This window comes from Rhodobacteraceae bacterium M382, assembly GCA_025141015.1.
In the GTDB taxonomy this organism is placed as follows: Bacteria; Pseudomonadota; Alphaproteobacteria; order Rhodobacterales; family Rhodobacteraceae; genus Aliisedimentitalea; species Aliisedimentitalea scapharcae.
The window spans coordinates 1,606,747-1,622,001 of sequence record CP081098.1 but is presented as its reverse complement, the minus strand read 5'-3'; the positions used below and the strand labels follow the sequence as shown (position 1 = coordinate 1,622,001).

10 protein-coding genes are annotated in these 15,255 nt (G+C 58.2%); 6 read left to right on the top strand and 4 right to left on the bottom strand.

The window, feature by feature from the left end:
- Positions 1 to 308: 308 nt before the first annotated feature.
- From K3727_07390 to K3727_07380, 3 genes are all read right to left on the bottom strand, one after another.
- A complete protein-coding gene (locus tag K3727_07390; protein ID UWQ92594.1) occupies positions 309 to 1,616 on the bottom strand; it encodes an aspartate aminotransferase family protein in 1,308 nt (435 codons plus the stop codon).
- Positions 1,613 to 3,145, bottom strand: coding sequence for a trimethylamine methyltransferase family protein (locus tag K3727_07385; protein UWQ92593.1), 1,533 nt, complete (start codon positions 3,143 to 3,145; stop codon positions 1,613 to 1,615). The genes K3727_07390 and K3727_07385 overlap by 4 nt, the downstream gene beginning before the upstream one ends.
- A gap of 99 nt (positions 3,146 to 3,244) precedes the next feature.
- The gene (locus K3727_07380) at positions 3,245 to 4,210 is read right to left on the bottom strand and encodes a LysR family transcriptional regulator (protein ID UWQ92592.1); all 966 of its coding nucleotides are present in this window, start codon (positions 4,208 to 4,210) and stop codon (positions 3,245 to 3,247) included.
- Positions 4,211 to 4,312: 102 nt separating this feature from the next.
- Between K3727_07380 and K3727_07375 the strand changes: the two genes are divergently transcribed.
- Both K3727_07375 and K3727_07370 read left to right on the top strand, forming a co-directional pair.
- Positions 4,313 to 6,700 carry an FAD-dependent oxidoreductase gene (locus K3727_07375; GenBank protein ID UWQ92591.1) on the top strand — a complete coding sequence of 796 codons (2,388 nt, stop codon included), beginning with the start codon at positions 4,313 to 4,315 and terminating at the stop codon, positions 6,698 to 6,700.
- Complete coding sequence (locus tag K3727_07370) at positions 6,697 to 9,102, top strand: FAD-dependent oxidoreductase (GenBank protein UWQ92590.1); 2,406 nt, start codon at positions 6,697 to 6,699, stop codon at positions 9,100 to 9,102. Before K3727_07375 ends, K3727_07370 begins: the two co-directional genes overlap by 4 nt.
- A gap of 43 nt (positions 9,103 to 9,145) precedes the next feature.
- On the opposite strand, the gene K3727_07365 is transcribed toward K3727_07370, so the two are convergent.
- The gene (locus tag K3727_07365; protein UWQ92589.1) at positions 9,146 to 9,727 is read right to left on the bottom strand and encodes a TetR family transcriptional regulator; all 582 of its coding nucleotides are present in this window, start codon (positions 9,725 to 9,727) and stop codon (positions 9,146 to 9,148) included.
- A 1,154-nt stretch (positions 9,728 to 10,881) separates the two neighbouring features.
- On the opposite strand from K3727_07365, the gene K3727_07360 reads away from it, so the two are divergent.
- The 4 genes from K3727_07360 to K3727_07345 all read left to right on the top strand — a co-directional run bounded on the left by K3727_07360 (position 10,882) and on the right by K3727_07345 (position 15,253).
- Positions 10,882 to 11,913, top strand: a complete 1,032-nt coding sequence (locus tag K3727_07360) for a LacI family transcriptional regulator (protein UWQ92588.1) — start codon at positions 10,882 to 10,884, stop codon at positions 11,911 to 11,913.
- A gap of 117 nt (positions 11,914 to 12,030) precedes the next feature.
- Positions 12,031 to 13,317, top strand: a complete 1,287-nt coding sequence (locus K3727_07355; protein ID UWQ92587.1) for a sugar ABC transporter substrate-binding protein — start codon at positions 12,031 to 12,033, stop codon at positions 13,315 to 13,317.
- A 151-nt stretch (positions 13,318 to 13,468) separates the two neighbouring features.
- Entirely contained in the window at positions 13,469 to 14,407 is a 939-nt protein-coding gene (locus K3727_07350; protein ID UWQ92586.1) for a sugar ABC transporter permease, read from the top strand.
- Positions 14,408 to 14,419: 12 nt separating this feature from the next.
- On the top strand, positions 14,420 to 15,253 hold the full coding sequence (locus tag K3727_07345; protein UWQ92585.1) for a carbohydrate ABC transporter permease: 834 nt from the start codon (positions 14,420 to 14,422) through the stop codon (positions 15,251 to 15,253).
- The last annotated feature ends 2 nt before the right edge of the window (positions 15,254 to 15,255 follow it).

The window sequence follows — 15,255 nt, the reverse complement described above, 5'->3', positions numbered from 1 at the left end:
CATCGCAAGTTCTGCCTTATGCTGCGCGCAGCAGCCGCAACGGTCAACCCCCTGATGTGAAAGTCTGATTTATGTTGACTGTACAATCGTTTAAGTTTTTGACTGACCATTTCACCTTGGGCCGTTCCTTCCGATCCTACGAGAATCCATTCTGATTTTATCCATCAGAAGCACCCCGAACCGGCGCGCGCCCCTCTGTGTTATGCCCGCCCAACGTAAAACCCCCGTAATGGTTCCATGACACATTGCGGGGGCATAGATGCCAAAAGGCACTGGAGACACTGGCGTCAGACCTGGGAGTCCCCTGATCAGAGAGAGGAGAAAGCCCGATCCAGGCCGTCATGGACCTGATCCACGTCCAGAAGCGACAGGCACATCGGTGGCACCATCCGCAAACAGGACTGGAAAGCGCCGGATTTGGACAGGATCAGGCCGCTGTCGCGACAGGCTTCGAACACGGCGGCCGTGGTTTGCGGGTCTGGTTCCTTGGTCTTGCGGTCCTTGACCATTTCAATGGCCAGCATCAACCCTCTGCCCCGAACATCACCAATGGCCTCGTGCTTGTGTTTCAAAGCCCTGAGCCGCTCCAACAGCGCCGCCCCAACCGTGCGGGCGTTTTCCTGCACGTTATCCTCCTTAATCACCTGCAACACGGCCCGCCCTGCCGCGCAGGAGGTCGGATTGGCTCCATAGGTGTGGAACATGAACTTCTCTGCCATGGGTGCTGCGATATGTTTGCGTGCCACGACGGCCCCCAAAGGGAAGCCGTTCCCGATACCTTTGGCCATGACCACGATGTCCGGGATCACCCCGTCGCGCTCAAACCCCCACATGTGATCACCGGTACGGCCAAAGCCTGCCTGAACCTCGTCCGCGATCAGTAGGCCACCCGCCGCGCGCACCCGTTCGGCGGCGCCGGACATATAACCATGTGGCATCTCGATGATACCGCCATAGCCTTGGACGCTTTCGATGAACATGCCAGCAATCCGGCCAGTGGTGGCGGTGTTGATCGTACGTTCAACTTCGTCCAGATAGGGATCAACTCCCTCGCCAAAGATACCGCGATACTGGTTCGGCTCGGCGACAAAGGCGACGTTGCCGGGCATGCCCGGATGACGCCAGCCGGAAATCCCGGTGATCGACTGCGCAGCCGCCGTCGGTCCGTGATAGGCAGTGCGCAGCGCCAGCAGATCCAGGTTACCAGTGTAGGACCGCGCCATCGTCATCGCCAGGTCAATCGCTTCGGACCCGGAATTGGTGAAATGCACCACCCATTCGATATCGCCATCGGGATTGGGCATGGTCGCGGCCAGTTCCTCGGCAAAATGGGCCGGGACCGGATGATAGAACATGGTGGTGCAATGGGTCAGCTCCTGCGCCTGCGCCATCGCCGCGGCGACCACTTTGGGGTGGGAGTGCCCGACAGAAATGCAGACGTTCATGCCCAACAGGTCGGTGTATTTACGCCCCTCCACGTCCCACAGGTATTGCATCGACCCTTTTTTGAACACCATCGGGTCCTTGAAAGGGATAAACTTGCTTTGGCTGGCGGCATAGAAATTATCGCGCCGCGCTGCGGTTTCGTTCAGTGTCCAATCGGTGTGCAGGGTCATGCGGTTTCTCCCTCGATCTCATGAGTTCTGCGGGCGACAAAGTCGTCCAATGCGTCGCGTGTGCCCGCCTCCATTGGCGGGGCCTGATAGTCATCCAAAAGCTGCTTCACCCGGGCACTGGCCCGGTCGTGCTGCCACAACGCGCCTTCGGCGTTCCATTGTTCATAGGTGCCGTTGTCGGACATATCGCCCATCCAGAAGGCCGTTTCAAAATTCTCCTGCGTGTGGGTCGCCCCCAGAAAATGCCCTCCGGGTTCGACTTCGAAAAACGCGTCCATCGCCTGGGCGGCCTCGGAAAAATCCACCCCTTGGGTGAACCGTTGCATGGCCGAACACCGGTCCGCGTCCATGACGATTTTCTCATACCCTGTGGTCAGCAACCCTTCGAGACACCCGGTGGCGTGGATGATAAAGTTCACCCCGGCCATGGTGGCCCCCATCAATTGCGCCTGGGATTCATAACCAGCCTGCGCATCGGGCACCTTGGCCGCGGTCAGCCCGCCCACTGAATGGAACGGAAGCCCCAACCGGTCGGCCAGTGTTTTAGCACACATCTGAAATTGCGTGCCTTCGGGTGTGCCAAAGGTCGGCGCGCCGGTTTTCAGACTGATCGGAGAGAAGAACGTGCCAAAGGCGGCCGGGGCTCCGGGGCGGATCAGCTGGATTAACGCGACCGAGGCCATGACCTCGGCCAGCACCTGCGCCAACGTGGCCGCGACCGACACCGGCGACATTGCGCCTCCCAGAACAAAGGGCGACACCACTGTACATTGCCCCGCCTGGGCATATTCCTTGAGCGCCCACAGCATGGTCTCATCCATCACCAGCGGTGCATTGGTATTGACCACGGAATAGAGCACACAGTTCTGATCAACAAAGTCACGCCCCATGGCGATGCGGCACATTTCGATCGTGTCGCGCGCCCGTTCCGGGGCTGTCACCGCGCCCATGAACGGCTTGTCATTCATCGTCAGATGCGTGTGCGCCATATGCAAATGGCGTAACCCAACGGGCACATCCACAGGTTCAACGACAACCCCACCGGAGTGATTCACTGCACCCAGCTGATGATGCATCCTGGTGATATTCTGGAAATCTTCCAGCGTCGCATAGCGCCGCCCTCTCTCCATGTCATGCACAAAGGGCGAACCAAAGCTGGGCGCGTAGACCTGCGCGTTGCCACCGATCTGCACAGAACGCGCCGGGTTGCGGGCGTGTTGGGTGAACATCTGTGGTGCGGTCTTGATCTTGTCGCGGCACCAACCCGGGTCAAACCGCACACGTTCCCCATCGACCCGCGCGCCGTGTTTGGCAAACAGCTCCAGCGTCTCCGGGTCCCCCCGGAACTCCATGCCAATCTCGTCCAGGATCCGGTCGGCATTGCGTTCAATAATCGTAATCGCCTCGTCATCAATCAGGCTGACCAGCCCGATCCTGCGCAGCGTATAAGGCACCGACAGGGATTGCGCCGCCTTGCGGGCCGCCATCCGTTCACGTCGCCCGGATCGTTTGTTTGTATCCCGAGCCATCCGGCCCTCCCAAAATCACAGATCTGACAGGATCATTGGCAGGGAAAACCGGGGCTGCACAGGAAAACCCGGTAAGTTCACAATTACTAATACAAAGGATTAGCAGTGATAGGTGATCTGTTCCGGCAGGTCCGGAAACCGGGTTTCAAATTGGTGGCGCAACATCGCGGCACAGGATGCGGCCACCCGCTCGGGGATATCGCCCAATTCTCCGGACCGGGCAATCACCAGGACCGAGCGTTTGAAGCCGGCGAACGGCAGGCTTCGGATCTTTAGCGCCATGCCTTCGGCAACCGCATCAATCAGCAATGTGGGCGTCAGAATGGCAAAACATTTTCCAGTGATGACGCCCGCCACCACCATCGACGCCCGGTCCGCTTCCATGGATCGACTCAGATCCACACGACAGCGTTGCAGGTGCTGGTCGGTGCGACGCCCCGCGGGCGCATCGGTGCTGAATCGGACCAGTTTCAGCCGTTTGGCAATTTCTCCTATATCGTCCTCAGGCCCCTCGTAACTCTCTGGCAACACGAGGAGAAAGGGCTCGTCCAACACGGGAACGACCTGATAGTCACTGACATCGAACTGGGGGTCTGATGTTACAGCAATGTCAATCTTGCGCCCATTCAGTGCGGTTTGATGATCTGTGGCCAACCCGGCGGATAAGGTCAGTTCCGGCACCTGGAATTCCTGTTCGACCAGGTCATACAACCCTGGTGTCAGCGACGTCGCAATGGACGCCAACAGCCCGATCCGCAGCACTGGCAAGGTCGAAGATTGCAACCGCCGCAAGTCCAGCTTCAGGTCTTCGACCTCATTCAGAATGCGAAAGGCGCGCCGTTGCAGCACCTCGCCCGCATGGGTCAACTCCAGCGGCCGTGAGGCGCGGCTGAACAGCGCAACGCCCAACCCCTGTTCCAGCTTCTTCAGATGTTGCGAGGCCGCCGACTGTGTCATCCCCAACGTCTGCGCCGCCACAGTAACCTGGCGGGTTTCGCTCACCGCCATAAAAACTTCGAGCGCGCGCAGCATGTTGAAGTCGGGGGTCGGGCTGGAATTCTTCATTATCTGCTACCCCGGATTAGATTTCCTAATGAAGTTCTATGACCGCTTGCGTCGCAATTGCAATCCTCTCATCGTCTGCGCACATCCCAAGGGAGGGCGAAGGTGACAAAATCTGTTCTGATCATTGGCGGCGGGGCCATTGGGCTTGGGCTAGCCTATCATCTGGCGGATCGTGCCCGGGTGACGGTGCTGGACCGCAATCAGCTGACCAGCGGAACAAGCTGGCACGCAGCCGGGATCGTCGGACCGCTGCGCGCGACGCCCAACATGACCCGGCTCGCCATGTACGCCGGAGAGCTGTTCCCGAAACTGGAGGAGGAAACCGGCCTGTCGACTGGGTATCGCCAAACCGGCGGCTATTGGCTGGCGCGGGACGCGGCACGGATGGATGAATTGCACCGAATCTGTGCGCTGGGGCGGCATTTCGGACTGACGCCTTCGATTGTCTCGCCTGATGGCGTGGACGTACCGGGGCTGGACCCCGCAGGCCTTGTGGGCGCGCTGCGGGTTGAGGAAGACGCCAACGTCAACCCGGTCGATCTGTGCATGGCCTATGCCAAAGGGGCGCGTGCGAAAGGGGCCGAGATCCGCGAAGGTCTTCGGGTTGAACGACTGCTGGTCGAACAGGGCCGTTGCAAGGGCGTGGCCCTGGCGGATGGAACCGAGATCCTGGCTGATCAGGTCGCGCTGTGCGCCGGGGCCTGGTCGAAACGGCTGGCCGACGCCGCCGGGGTCGCCCTCCCCTTGCAGGCGGTCGAACATATGTATGTGGTCACCGAGCCCATGCCCGGCCTGCCCGCGCCCTATCCGGTATTGCGCGATCTGGACCGGGGGTTCTACGTCAAGGGCGACGCGGGCAAGCTGGTCATTGGCGGGTTTGAACCCGACGCCAAGGTCTGGAACGCGTTTGGCCCCGAGGGCGACCGCCCGTTTCTGGCGATGCCCGAGGATTGGGACCAGTTCATGCCCTTTATGGAAGGCGCGTTGCAACTGATCCCGGCGCTGGCCGACACCGGCATCCAGCATTTTATGAACGGCCCTGAAAGTTTCACCAATGACACCCGCCCGCTGGTTGGTCAGGTTCCAAACGTGGACGGGCTGTTTGTGGCGGCGGGCATGAATTCTGTCGGGGTGATGTCGTCGGCGGGGATCGGCCGGGTGCTGGCCGACTGGATGCACGACGAACAGCCTCCCATGGACCTGTGGGAGGTCGACGTGGCGCGCGTCGACCCGCTGACCGCAGCTGCTGACCATATCGAAACCCGCATGAAAGAGGCCGTCAGCGACGCCTTTGCTCTGCATTGGCCGTTCAAACAGCCCAAGGCCGGACGGGGTCTGCGCAAATCTGTGCTGCATGACCATTGGGCGGCGGCGGGTGCGCAGTTTGGCCTGACAGCAGGCTGGGAGCGGGGCCTGTGGTATGCGCAATGCGACGCAGAAAGGAATTTGCCCTATTCGACAGGCGACCAGCCCTGGTACCCGGTTGCACAGCGCGAGGCTGCAGCGATGGAAACCGGTTGCGCGCTGATCGATCTGACGCCCTTTACCAAGATTGACGTGACTGGCCCCGGTGCCCTGCCCCTGTTGCAACATCTGGCGGCGGCGAACGTGGACGTCGATCTGGGCCGCGCCGTTTACACACCGCTCCTGAATGACCGGGGCGGGATCGAGGCGGATGTGACGATAACCCGGCTCGGCGCAGATCAGTTCCGCATCACCTCGGGCGCGGCGACCCGGCAGAAGGACATGGCCTGGCTGCGTCGCCATGCGGGTAACCAGGTTTCCCTCAAAGACGTCACCGAAGACGAGGCTGTCATCGGCGTCATGGGCGCTGGTGCGCGGGCGGTGTTGCAGGGGTTGAGTTCAGATGATTGGCAGAACTTCCCCTTCTCCACCGCCCGCAATGTGACGGTTGCCCAGCGCCCAGCACGTGCGACCCGCGTGAGTTTCGTAGGTGAGCTGGGTTGGGAGCTGAACATCGCCAGCCCCCTTGCAGGGCCTGTGTTCGATGCATTGAAGTCAGCGGGCGCGACGCCGCTGGGCCATTTCGCGCTGGATGGCTGCCGCATCGAAAAAGGGTTCAAACATTGGGGCCATGATCTGGGGCCAGACATCACACCGCTGGAGGCTGGTCTGGGGTTCACCATCGCCTGGTCCCAGGATTTCAAGGGCAAGGCCGCGATGACCGCACAACGCGAAACCGGCCTGACCCGACGCATGGTGTTGTTCACCCTCCCAAGCCACCCTCTGGTTCTGCACGACGAACCGATCTGGGAAAACGGTCGTGTGGTTGGTTTGACCACATCCGGGGCACGCGGAGCCCGTACCAACATGACCTTGGCGCTGGGGGTGATCGACATCGCTCCGGGTGAAACGCTGACCGCCACCACAGAACGCAATTTTGAAATCGAGATCGCAGGCACGCGACACACAGCAACAGCGCTGAAACGCCCCCCCTTCGATCCCTCAAGCGAACGGATGAAAGCATGACCGACGCAAATGTTTTGATCATCGGCGGCGGAGCCATGGGCGTGTCGCTGATGTACCACCTGACCAAAGCCGGGTGGAGTGATGTGGTTCTGACCGAAAAGAACGACCTGACCCATGGGTCGACCTGGCACGCCGCCGGTCTGTGCACCCATTTTGCCCACAACCCCACCATCCAGGAACTGCGCGCCACATCTGTGCGGCTTTACCGCGATATCCTGCCCGATGAGACCGGGGATACCTGCGGTTTTCACCGTTCTGGCGCGATGCGGATCACCACGAATCCCGATCGGATGGATGAATTTGCCCATGTGGCGGGCCTGTCGCGGTTTACAGGCTACGACTTGCAGATGCTCACCCCGGATGACGTGGAACGCCTGCACCCGTTGGCCCGCACGGACGGGTTGCTGGGCGGGATCTATGAACCCGATGATGGCCATGTGGATCCCTCGCTGGCCACCAATGCCATGGCCAAGATGGCACGCCGGAACGGCGCGACGATCCTGCGCTATAACCCTGTGACATCGGTGCGACGCGAAGACGGTCTCTGGATCGTTGAAACAGAAAAAGCCACCATCCGCGCCAAACATCTAGTCAATGCTGCCGGCACCTGGGGGTGGGAGATCGGCCACATGATGGGGCTGAACATCCCGTCGGTCCCGGTGCTGCATCAATATCTGGTGACCGACACTGTGCCTGTGGTCGCGGACCGGATCAAACAGGGCCTGCCGGAACTGCCTATGATCCGCGATCCCGAAGAAAGCTGGTACGTGCGTCAGGAACGCGATGGGCTGATCCTGGGACCCTATGAAAAGGACGCCCAACCCTGGTCGATCGACGGCTGCCCGCCCGAATTCGGCGCGGACCTGATGCCGCCGGATTTGGACCGGGTGGAACATATCATCATGGCCGCGATGGAGCGCATTCCCGCTCTGGAAACCGGTGGGGTGAAATCCGTGGTCAACGGCCCGATCACCTTTACGCCGGATGCCAACCCGCTGATCGGCCCGGCACATGGGCTGGACAATGCCTGGCTGCTGACCGGATCGTCCATGGGTGTGATGGAGGGGGGGGGCGCAGGCTGGTTCCTGGCGCATTGGATGACCCATGGTGCCCCGCCCATGGACGCGCTGGCGGTGGACAGCCGCCGGTTCGGCCGCTGGGCGGATCGCGATTATCGTGTGACCAAGGCTGTTGAGTGTTTCGGCCTGCAGTTCGGTGTGCATTACCCGCACGAAGAACGCCCCGCCGCGCGCGGCAAACGTCTGTCACCCATTCACGACCTGATGGTCGAACGCGGCGCGGTGATGGGCGCAGCCTATGGCTGGGAACGTCCCAATTGGTTCAGCGACCACCTGGGAGACGAAGCGGTGCCAAGCTTTCGCCGGTCCAATTGGTTCACCCCCGTTGCGCAGGAATGCGAAAGAGTCAGCACGGCTGTAGGCCTGGCCGATATGTCGGTGTTTTCCAAGTTCGAGGTAACCGGCCCTGACGCGCGCGCCTTTATCGACGCGCTGGGAACCAACCGTTGCCCCCGGGTGGGTCGCATCGGTCTGACCCACGCGCTCAGCCCCGCGGGCGGCACGGAATCCGAGTTCACCGTCACCGTATTGGGCGAACAGCACATCTATTTGACATCGGCCGCCGCTGCTGAAGAACGCGACGCCGACCTGCTGCGCAGACGCGCAAACGGGTTCGACGTGATCCTCACCAACGTGACCGAAACCTGGGGGGTGCTAGGCCTGATGGGGCCGAACTCTCGCGCCGTCCTGGAAAGCCTGACCAACGACGATCTGGGCCCCTGGCTGTCACTGCGCGAGATCACGGTGGCCGATATCCCAGTGCGGGCCCTTCGGGTGTCCTATGTCGGCGAACTGGGCTGGGAGTTGCATGTGAAAGCGGAACAGATGAAGGATCTGTTCCAAGTAATTGAAAAGGCGGGAACCCCTCATGGCCTGGGCTATTTTGGAGCCTATGCGATGAACGCCATGCGGCTGGAAAAGGGCTATGCAGCCTGGGGGGCTGACTTCACCACTGAACGCACCCCAGCGGAAACCGGTGCCGGGCATCTGATCAAACCCGAAGGGCGGGAGTTCATCGGCAAACCGGCGCTGCTCGACCGCATGGCGTCGCCCGATCGCTGGGAGCTGGTGCTGCTGGAGGTCGAACCCGGCGATGTGGACCCCTATTATGCCCACGGGCTGTATCAGGGCGATTCTTGTGTCGGTATTGTAACCTCAGCCGCCCACGGACATCGCACCGGCAAAACACTGGCCTTGGCTTATCTGCGCAATCGCGATGCCGTAGACGGTTTGCAGGTCGAGATTTTGGGGCACAGACGTGAGGCCAGCGTTCTCTCCCACCCCCCTTATGATCCGGAAAACGCCCGTATGCGGAATGGCTGAGGATCGCCCGCATATCGCGGCTATTTGCTTGGGGTGCGGGCGATCAATGCGTTGGGGTCGGTGATGCGAGGGCCTGGTCAATCAGGGCTTTGGCCGCCGCTTTCGATTGGACCACGGCATCACACCCGACATTCAGAATGGCCGATACAATCGCGCCTTCCTTGAGGATCATCAACTGACAGGCCAGCTGCTCGGGGTCCCGAGCCCCGGCCTGTGCTGCAATCCCGGACAAATAATCGTACACCAGCCGTTTATGTTCGGTCGATTGTACATGAATCGGGTGAGATCTATCCTGAAATTCGGCACTGGCCTTGATGAACATGCACCCTTTGAACTCATCCAGGTTGATCCATTCTCCCAGAACGTCGAACACCGCCAACAGCCGGTCACGCGGTGCCACGGCCAGTTCTTCGACCCGGCGCATGAACCAGTTGCGAAACCGCTCGTCACGCAGGCGCAGCGCCGCCAGAATCAATTCGTCCTTGGTGCGGAAATGCTTGTACATCGACGTTTTTGATATACCGGTTTCAGCCACCAACCGGTCCATTCCGGTGGCGTGAAACCCGTTCTGGTAGAAGACGGTCAACGCCTTGCTGACCAGCTCTTCACGTTTGTTCGGTCGCATGTACCGCTCCATTGGTTACTGATCAGTACATAAGACACCAGATCGACCATTACAATTTCCTCTGCGAGAATGAGGGCTTTATTGCACAGCCCACCGCTGAGCAGATGTCCGAGAAAAGATCGGGACGGATCCGCCGTTTGTCTTGTTCAAGACGCAGGTTCCATGGGCGACAGCATCGATCAGAAATTTGGTCAGATCGACATATGTGCTCATCGTGTTCCTTACGATCTCTTACTGGCTCTCGGGTGGTATGTTCACTTGAAGAAACGGCAGAAAGCTTGTTTGCAATGCCGGTTGGGTGAGGTGATCCCTGAAAATCGGACAGTCAGCCACCTCCCCTCCCAACCAGAGGCATTGTGCGGCTGGTGAGCTTGGGTGAGATGTTTGGAGCTATCGCTGTCTGGTTCTCGGGTGACCGGCTCGACTGTGATGACATCCGCGGTTCCGTAGCAAAACACCTCTCAAAAGGCACTGTTGGTTGGATCCGGATTGTCACGGAATGCCTCGAAGGGACTAAACTGCATGGTAACAGGGAAGAAAAAACCACCCCTCAGTTTGCCATATCAAACAAAAATACGGCGCGCTTAGAATTCACCTGGGCGGCGTAACAGATGCCCCGTTCATCCAGTCGAGCCTGGAGGAAGCCGAACAGAAAGCTGAAAGAAGTTGTGAGCACTGTGGAAACGTTTCGAGAATTCAATGTATCGGATTCCGGTATGGCAACCTGTTCTGTTAGCACGCATGAGGCAGCAGTCGCGCGCTCGGGGAAGTTCCCCACGGTTGGGCTGAACCTGCCGTCAAAAGGCGCGATGCTTCAGTACCGGAGTTGCGGCTATCTCGGTCAGATTGCCTGGGGCGTGTCTGGCCACAGATGCCCTGCCTGCGTTTCGAAACGTTGGTCAGATGAGAAGCAAGACAACATGATCAGACGGGGAGGTCCTCGCTCAAGGCCCAAAGCAAACCAATTTTCTGAGCGAACGGCCTCGTCAATATCAGTTGAGTGGCATCACCTCATATTGGACGCGCGGCCGACCAGGCTATCGCTGCAAGGTAGCAGCAACTTTACGCGCGCAAAATAATATCTTTACATAGATATTTGTTTCTGAGCACTCTTGGACAGCACATATATCGCAGAGCTATGGAAGGTCTCGCCTATGAGCGATCCCAAAATCAGGAATATGGAGGATTTTGCAGCCGTTAGCGGAATTTCCCGTCCAACAGTTTCGAAATACTTCAATGATCCACACAGCGTTCGACAGTCAACACGCGAAAAAATTGAGGCTGCGCTCAAGGAGCACAACTATCGACCCAACATTTATGCGGTCAATCAGAACCGACGCCAGACCAAGAACATCGGGCTTGTGGTTCCAAATTTAACCGATCCGTTTTTTGCCGGTATTGCGCGAACAATCGAGGGGCTTATCGTCAAGGCTGGCTTCAATCCATTATTGCTCAGTTCGCATGGCGGGCCGGAACAAGAGATTTCCAACCTTGATAGCCTTCGGTCTATCAAGCCTGCGGCTGTGCTGTTGGCCCCTCTCGGCCGGGCATCGCTTGATGCGCAGGTTGCAGAGTTCGCACGCGAAGTTCCGACGGTGCTTTTTGACGCCAACCTCGACAACATCGGCGAAGCATTTTTTGGCTCGGACAACGACCAAAGTGTCGGCTTGATCGTCGAGTATCTGTGCCGATCCGGTGAGCCCCCCGCGTTCTTTGAAGTCAGGACACCGATAAACCCAAATGCCTACAAACGTCGCTCGGCCTATCAGGCAGCGATGGAACGTCTGGGGCATGAACCACATCTGATCCAGGTCGACGGAGAGGGCTGGAATTTCGAAGAGATCGGGTTTCGCGAGGGCGCACGGGTTCTCACAAGCCGTCGACTTTTGACGAACACAATTCTTTGCTCCAATGACAGGCTCGCCATTGGACTGCTCTCGGCAGCATATGAAAACGGTATCAAGGTTGGGTTGGCTGAGGGCGACTCTCTTAGGATCGCAGGGCACGACGATCACCCATTTTCCCGTTTTACATGTCCAAGTTTGACCACCGTTTCGCAAAACTATGATGCCATTGCCGCCAGAAGTGTTGAGACGGCTCTGTTGCTGATCGAATCTAACGAGCGTCTGAAAACGCGAGAGGAAACCTTGTTTGAAGGCAAGTTGGAGATGCGAGGTTCAGCGTAAGGGACTGAAAGGGAACCCATAATTACATAAATTTACGCGCGTAAAAGTTTTAATTGACGCGAAGCAATGAGACTTGCTACCGTTCGTGCATCACATCCAACCTAGGGAGGAACCCGGATGTCCTTTGGAAAAGCACTTTGCGCGGCCAGCGCTATTGCTCTCATGTCGGGCTCTGCTGCGACCGCTGAAAGCCTGACAATCGCAATCGTAAACAACGGCCATATGATCAACATGCAGAAGGTGGCCGAAGCTTACACCGCCGAAACTGGTGTCGAGCTGAACTGGGTCTCCCTCGAAGAAGGCGTTCTGCGCGAACAGGTCACGTCCGATACGGCAACCGGCGGCGGTCAATACGACATCATCAACATCGGCATGCAGGAGGCACCGATCTGGGGCGCGGCCGGTTGGATTGAACCCCTGACTTTTGGAACGGACTATGACGTAGACGACATCCTGCCCGCCATGCGCAATGGTTTGTCGCATGACGGGACGCTTTACGCGGCCCCGTTCTACGGTGAATCGTCGATGGTCATGTACCGCAAGGATTTGACGGACGCGGCTGGCGTTTCCATCGCTGACAATGACAGCTGGGAAAATGTCAAAGCAGCGGCCGCCGCGATCCACGACCCGGACAACGGTGTCTATGGTGCCTGTCTTCGCGGCAAGCCGGGTTGGGGCGACAACATGGCGTTTATCACGACAGTCGTGAACTCCTTTGGTGGTGCATGGTTCGACAAAGACATGAAGCCAACGCTGGACTCCGCTGAATGGAACGCTGCAATCAACTTTTACGTTGACCTGCTCGGCAACTACGGCCCTCCGGGTTCAGAAGGCAATTCGTTCAACGAGATCCTTGCGCTTTATAACGAAGGCAAGTGCGGCATGTGGATTGACGCAACGATCGCGGCCTCGTTCCTGGAAGTTGACGGTGTCGCATACGCTCAATCGCCGAACGCGGGCAACCCGGTTGGTGCAAACTGGTTGTGGGCGTGGGCAATGGCAATTCCTGCAGGGTCACCAAATGCCGAAGCGGCGGGTGCTTTCATCGAATGGGCAACCTCAAAAGACTATGTCCAGGCTGTTGGCAACCACCCGGACTTTGGTTGGGGGGCAGTTCCGACAGGCCAACGGGCATCGACCTATGCGATCCCCGAATTTCAGGCCGCTGCTGGCTTTGCAGCGGCTGAACTGGCCGCGATCGACAGCGCAGCACCTGCCGCAACCGACCTGAAGCCTTATGTCGGAGTTCAATTCGCGGCCATCCCGGAATTCCCCGAAGTGGGTTCAGCCGTTGCACAGGAAATGGCAGCCGCTTTGTCTGGTGCCAAATCCGTCGAAGACGCCCTGGCCGCATCGCAGGACGCAGCAGATTCGATTATGCGCGAAGCTGGTTACTACGACTGATCACACCAAAGAGGGCCCAGGTTCACCGGGCCCTCTCATAACCCTGCAGCTTTTGTTGATAAAACGATCAAGCCGCAGATACAGTCCAAGCATTCGCAACGCTCTCATCACAAGCTGAACGAAATCACCGTTCCGCTCGAAGGATAGATTCATGTCTGACAGAAAGCTTCCTCGGCTTCTTCAAACACCTGCGGTTTTGCTGCTTTTGATTTGGATGCTGGTCCCGCTTGGGATGACCCTTTATTTCTCTTTCATTCGGTACGTGCTGAACAACCTGCGCCGACCCGAATGGACATCACCAAGCCTGAGCAACTGGCGTGGTTTCGGCAACTACGAATTTGTTCTGAATTCCAAGGACTTCGTGCTCGCCATTCAGAACAGCCTGTTCATCGTGTGCAGCATTCTGTTCCTGACGGTCATACTGGGTATTTTGATTGCCGTACTGATCAACAAGACTTTTCCCGGACAGGGGATTGTACGGGTATTGCTGATCTCGCCGTTCTTTGTGATGCCTGCGGTCAATGCCGTTCTCTGGATCAACATGATCCTTGATCCGGTTCTTGGCCTGCAAGGCATCGCAGTTGCCGGCGTGAACGACATGCTGGACGGCCTGAGGCAAATGCCCGTGTTGGGCAGCTTCTTTTCGCTTTGGCCTGAATTCGAACCGATATCCTTTCGCGCAACACAGACATCGGCCATCGCAGTTATCATGATGGTCACGTGGCAGTGGACGCCGTTTGCTGTCCTGATCTTTATGACCTCGCTTCAATCCGAGGATCAGCAGCAAAAAGAAGCGGCGGTTCTGGATGGCGCGGGCACCTGGTCTCAATTCCGCTTTCTGACGTTGCCGCATCTGGGCCGACCGATCGCAATCGTGGTGATGATCCAGGCCATTTTTCACCTGTCGCTGTATGCGGAAATCGAAATCGTCAGCCGGGGCAATGGCAACAAGAACCTGCCGTACCTGATTGGCGAGTTTGCCAACAACAACATTGGCGCCGCCAGCGCAACCGGCATCTTTGCCGTCATCCTAGCCAACATCGTAGCCATTTTCCTGCTGCGGATGGTTGGCAAGACCCTGATGGAATAGGAGCGCCAGATCATGCCAATCGTTGCACAAACTTCGAAATTCAGCACCTATGGGCGGCCTGTTCTGGCCTGGGGTGTCGGACTGCTCTTTTTCTTCCCGATTTTCTGGATGGTATTGACCAGCTTTAAGACAGATGCCGACGCGGTAAAGCCAGAGAACCTGGTCTTCTTTACACCAACGCTTGAGAACTATTTCAACATGGTGGAAAATTACGACTACTGGCGCTTTGCACGCAACTCGATCATCACGGCTGTGTCGGCCACGATATTTACACTTTTTGTCAGTATCCCCGCAGCATACGCGATGGCGTTCAATCCAAGCCGCGCCACCAAAGACATCTTGATGTGGATGTTGTCGACCAAAATGCTTCCGGCAGCGGCCGTGCTCTATCCGATGATATTTCTTGCCAAAGGCATCGGGCTTTATGACACGCATATCTTGATCATTACCGTGCTGAGCCTGATCAACCTGCCAATCGCAATCTGGATGCTGTTCACCTACTTCAAGGAAATCCCAAGGGACATCATCGAAGCGGGCAAGATGGACGGCGTCAATACCTGGGGTGAGATCAAAGAGATCCTCATTCCCCTTGCCTGGGGTGGCATCGCCTCTACTGCGCTTCTGGTTTTCATTTTTTGCTGGAACGAAGCCTATTGGACGGTCCGTCTGACTACGATCGACGCCGCCACGCTCTCCAAGCTCATCGAAGGCAACCGTGCACCAGAAGGCTTGTTCTTCGGGCGCCTGTCCGCCGTCTCAACCGCCGCAGTTGGGCCCATCGTTGTCCTTGGATGGTTCTGCCAGAAACAACTTGTCCAAGGCTTGACCTTTGGCGCCGTGAAATAAGG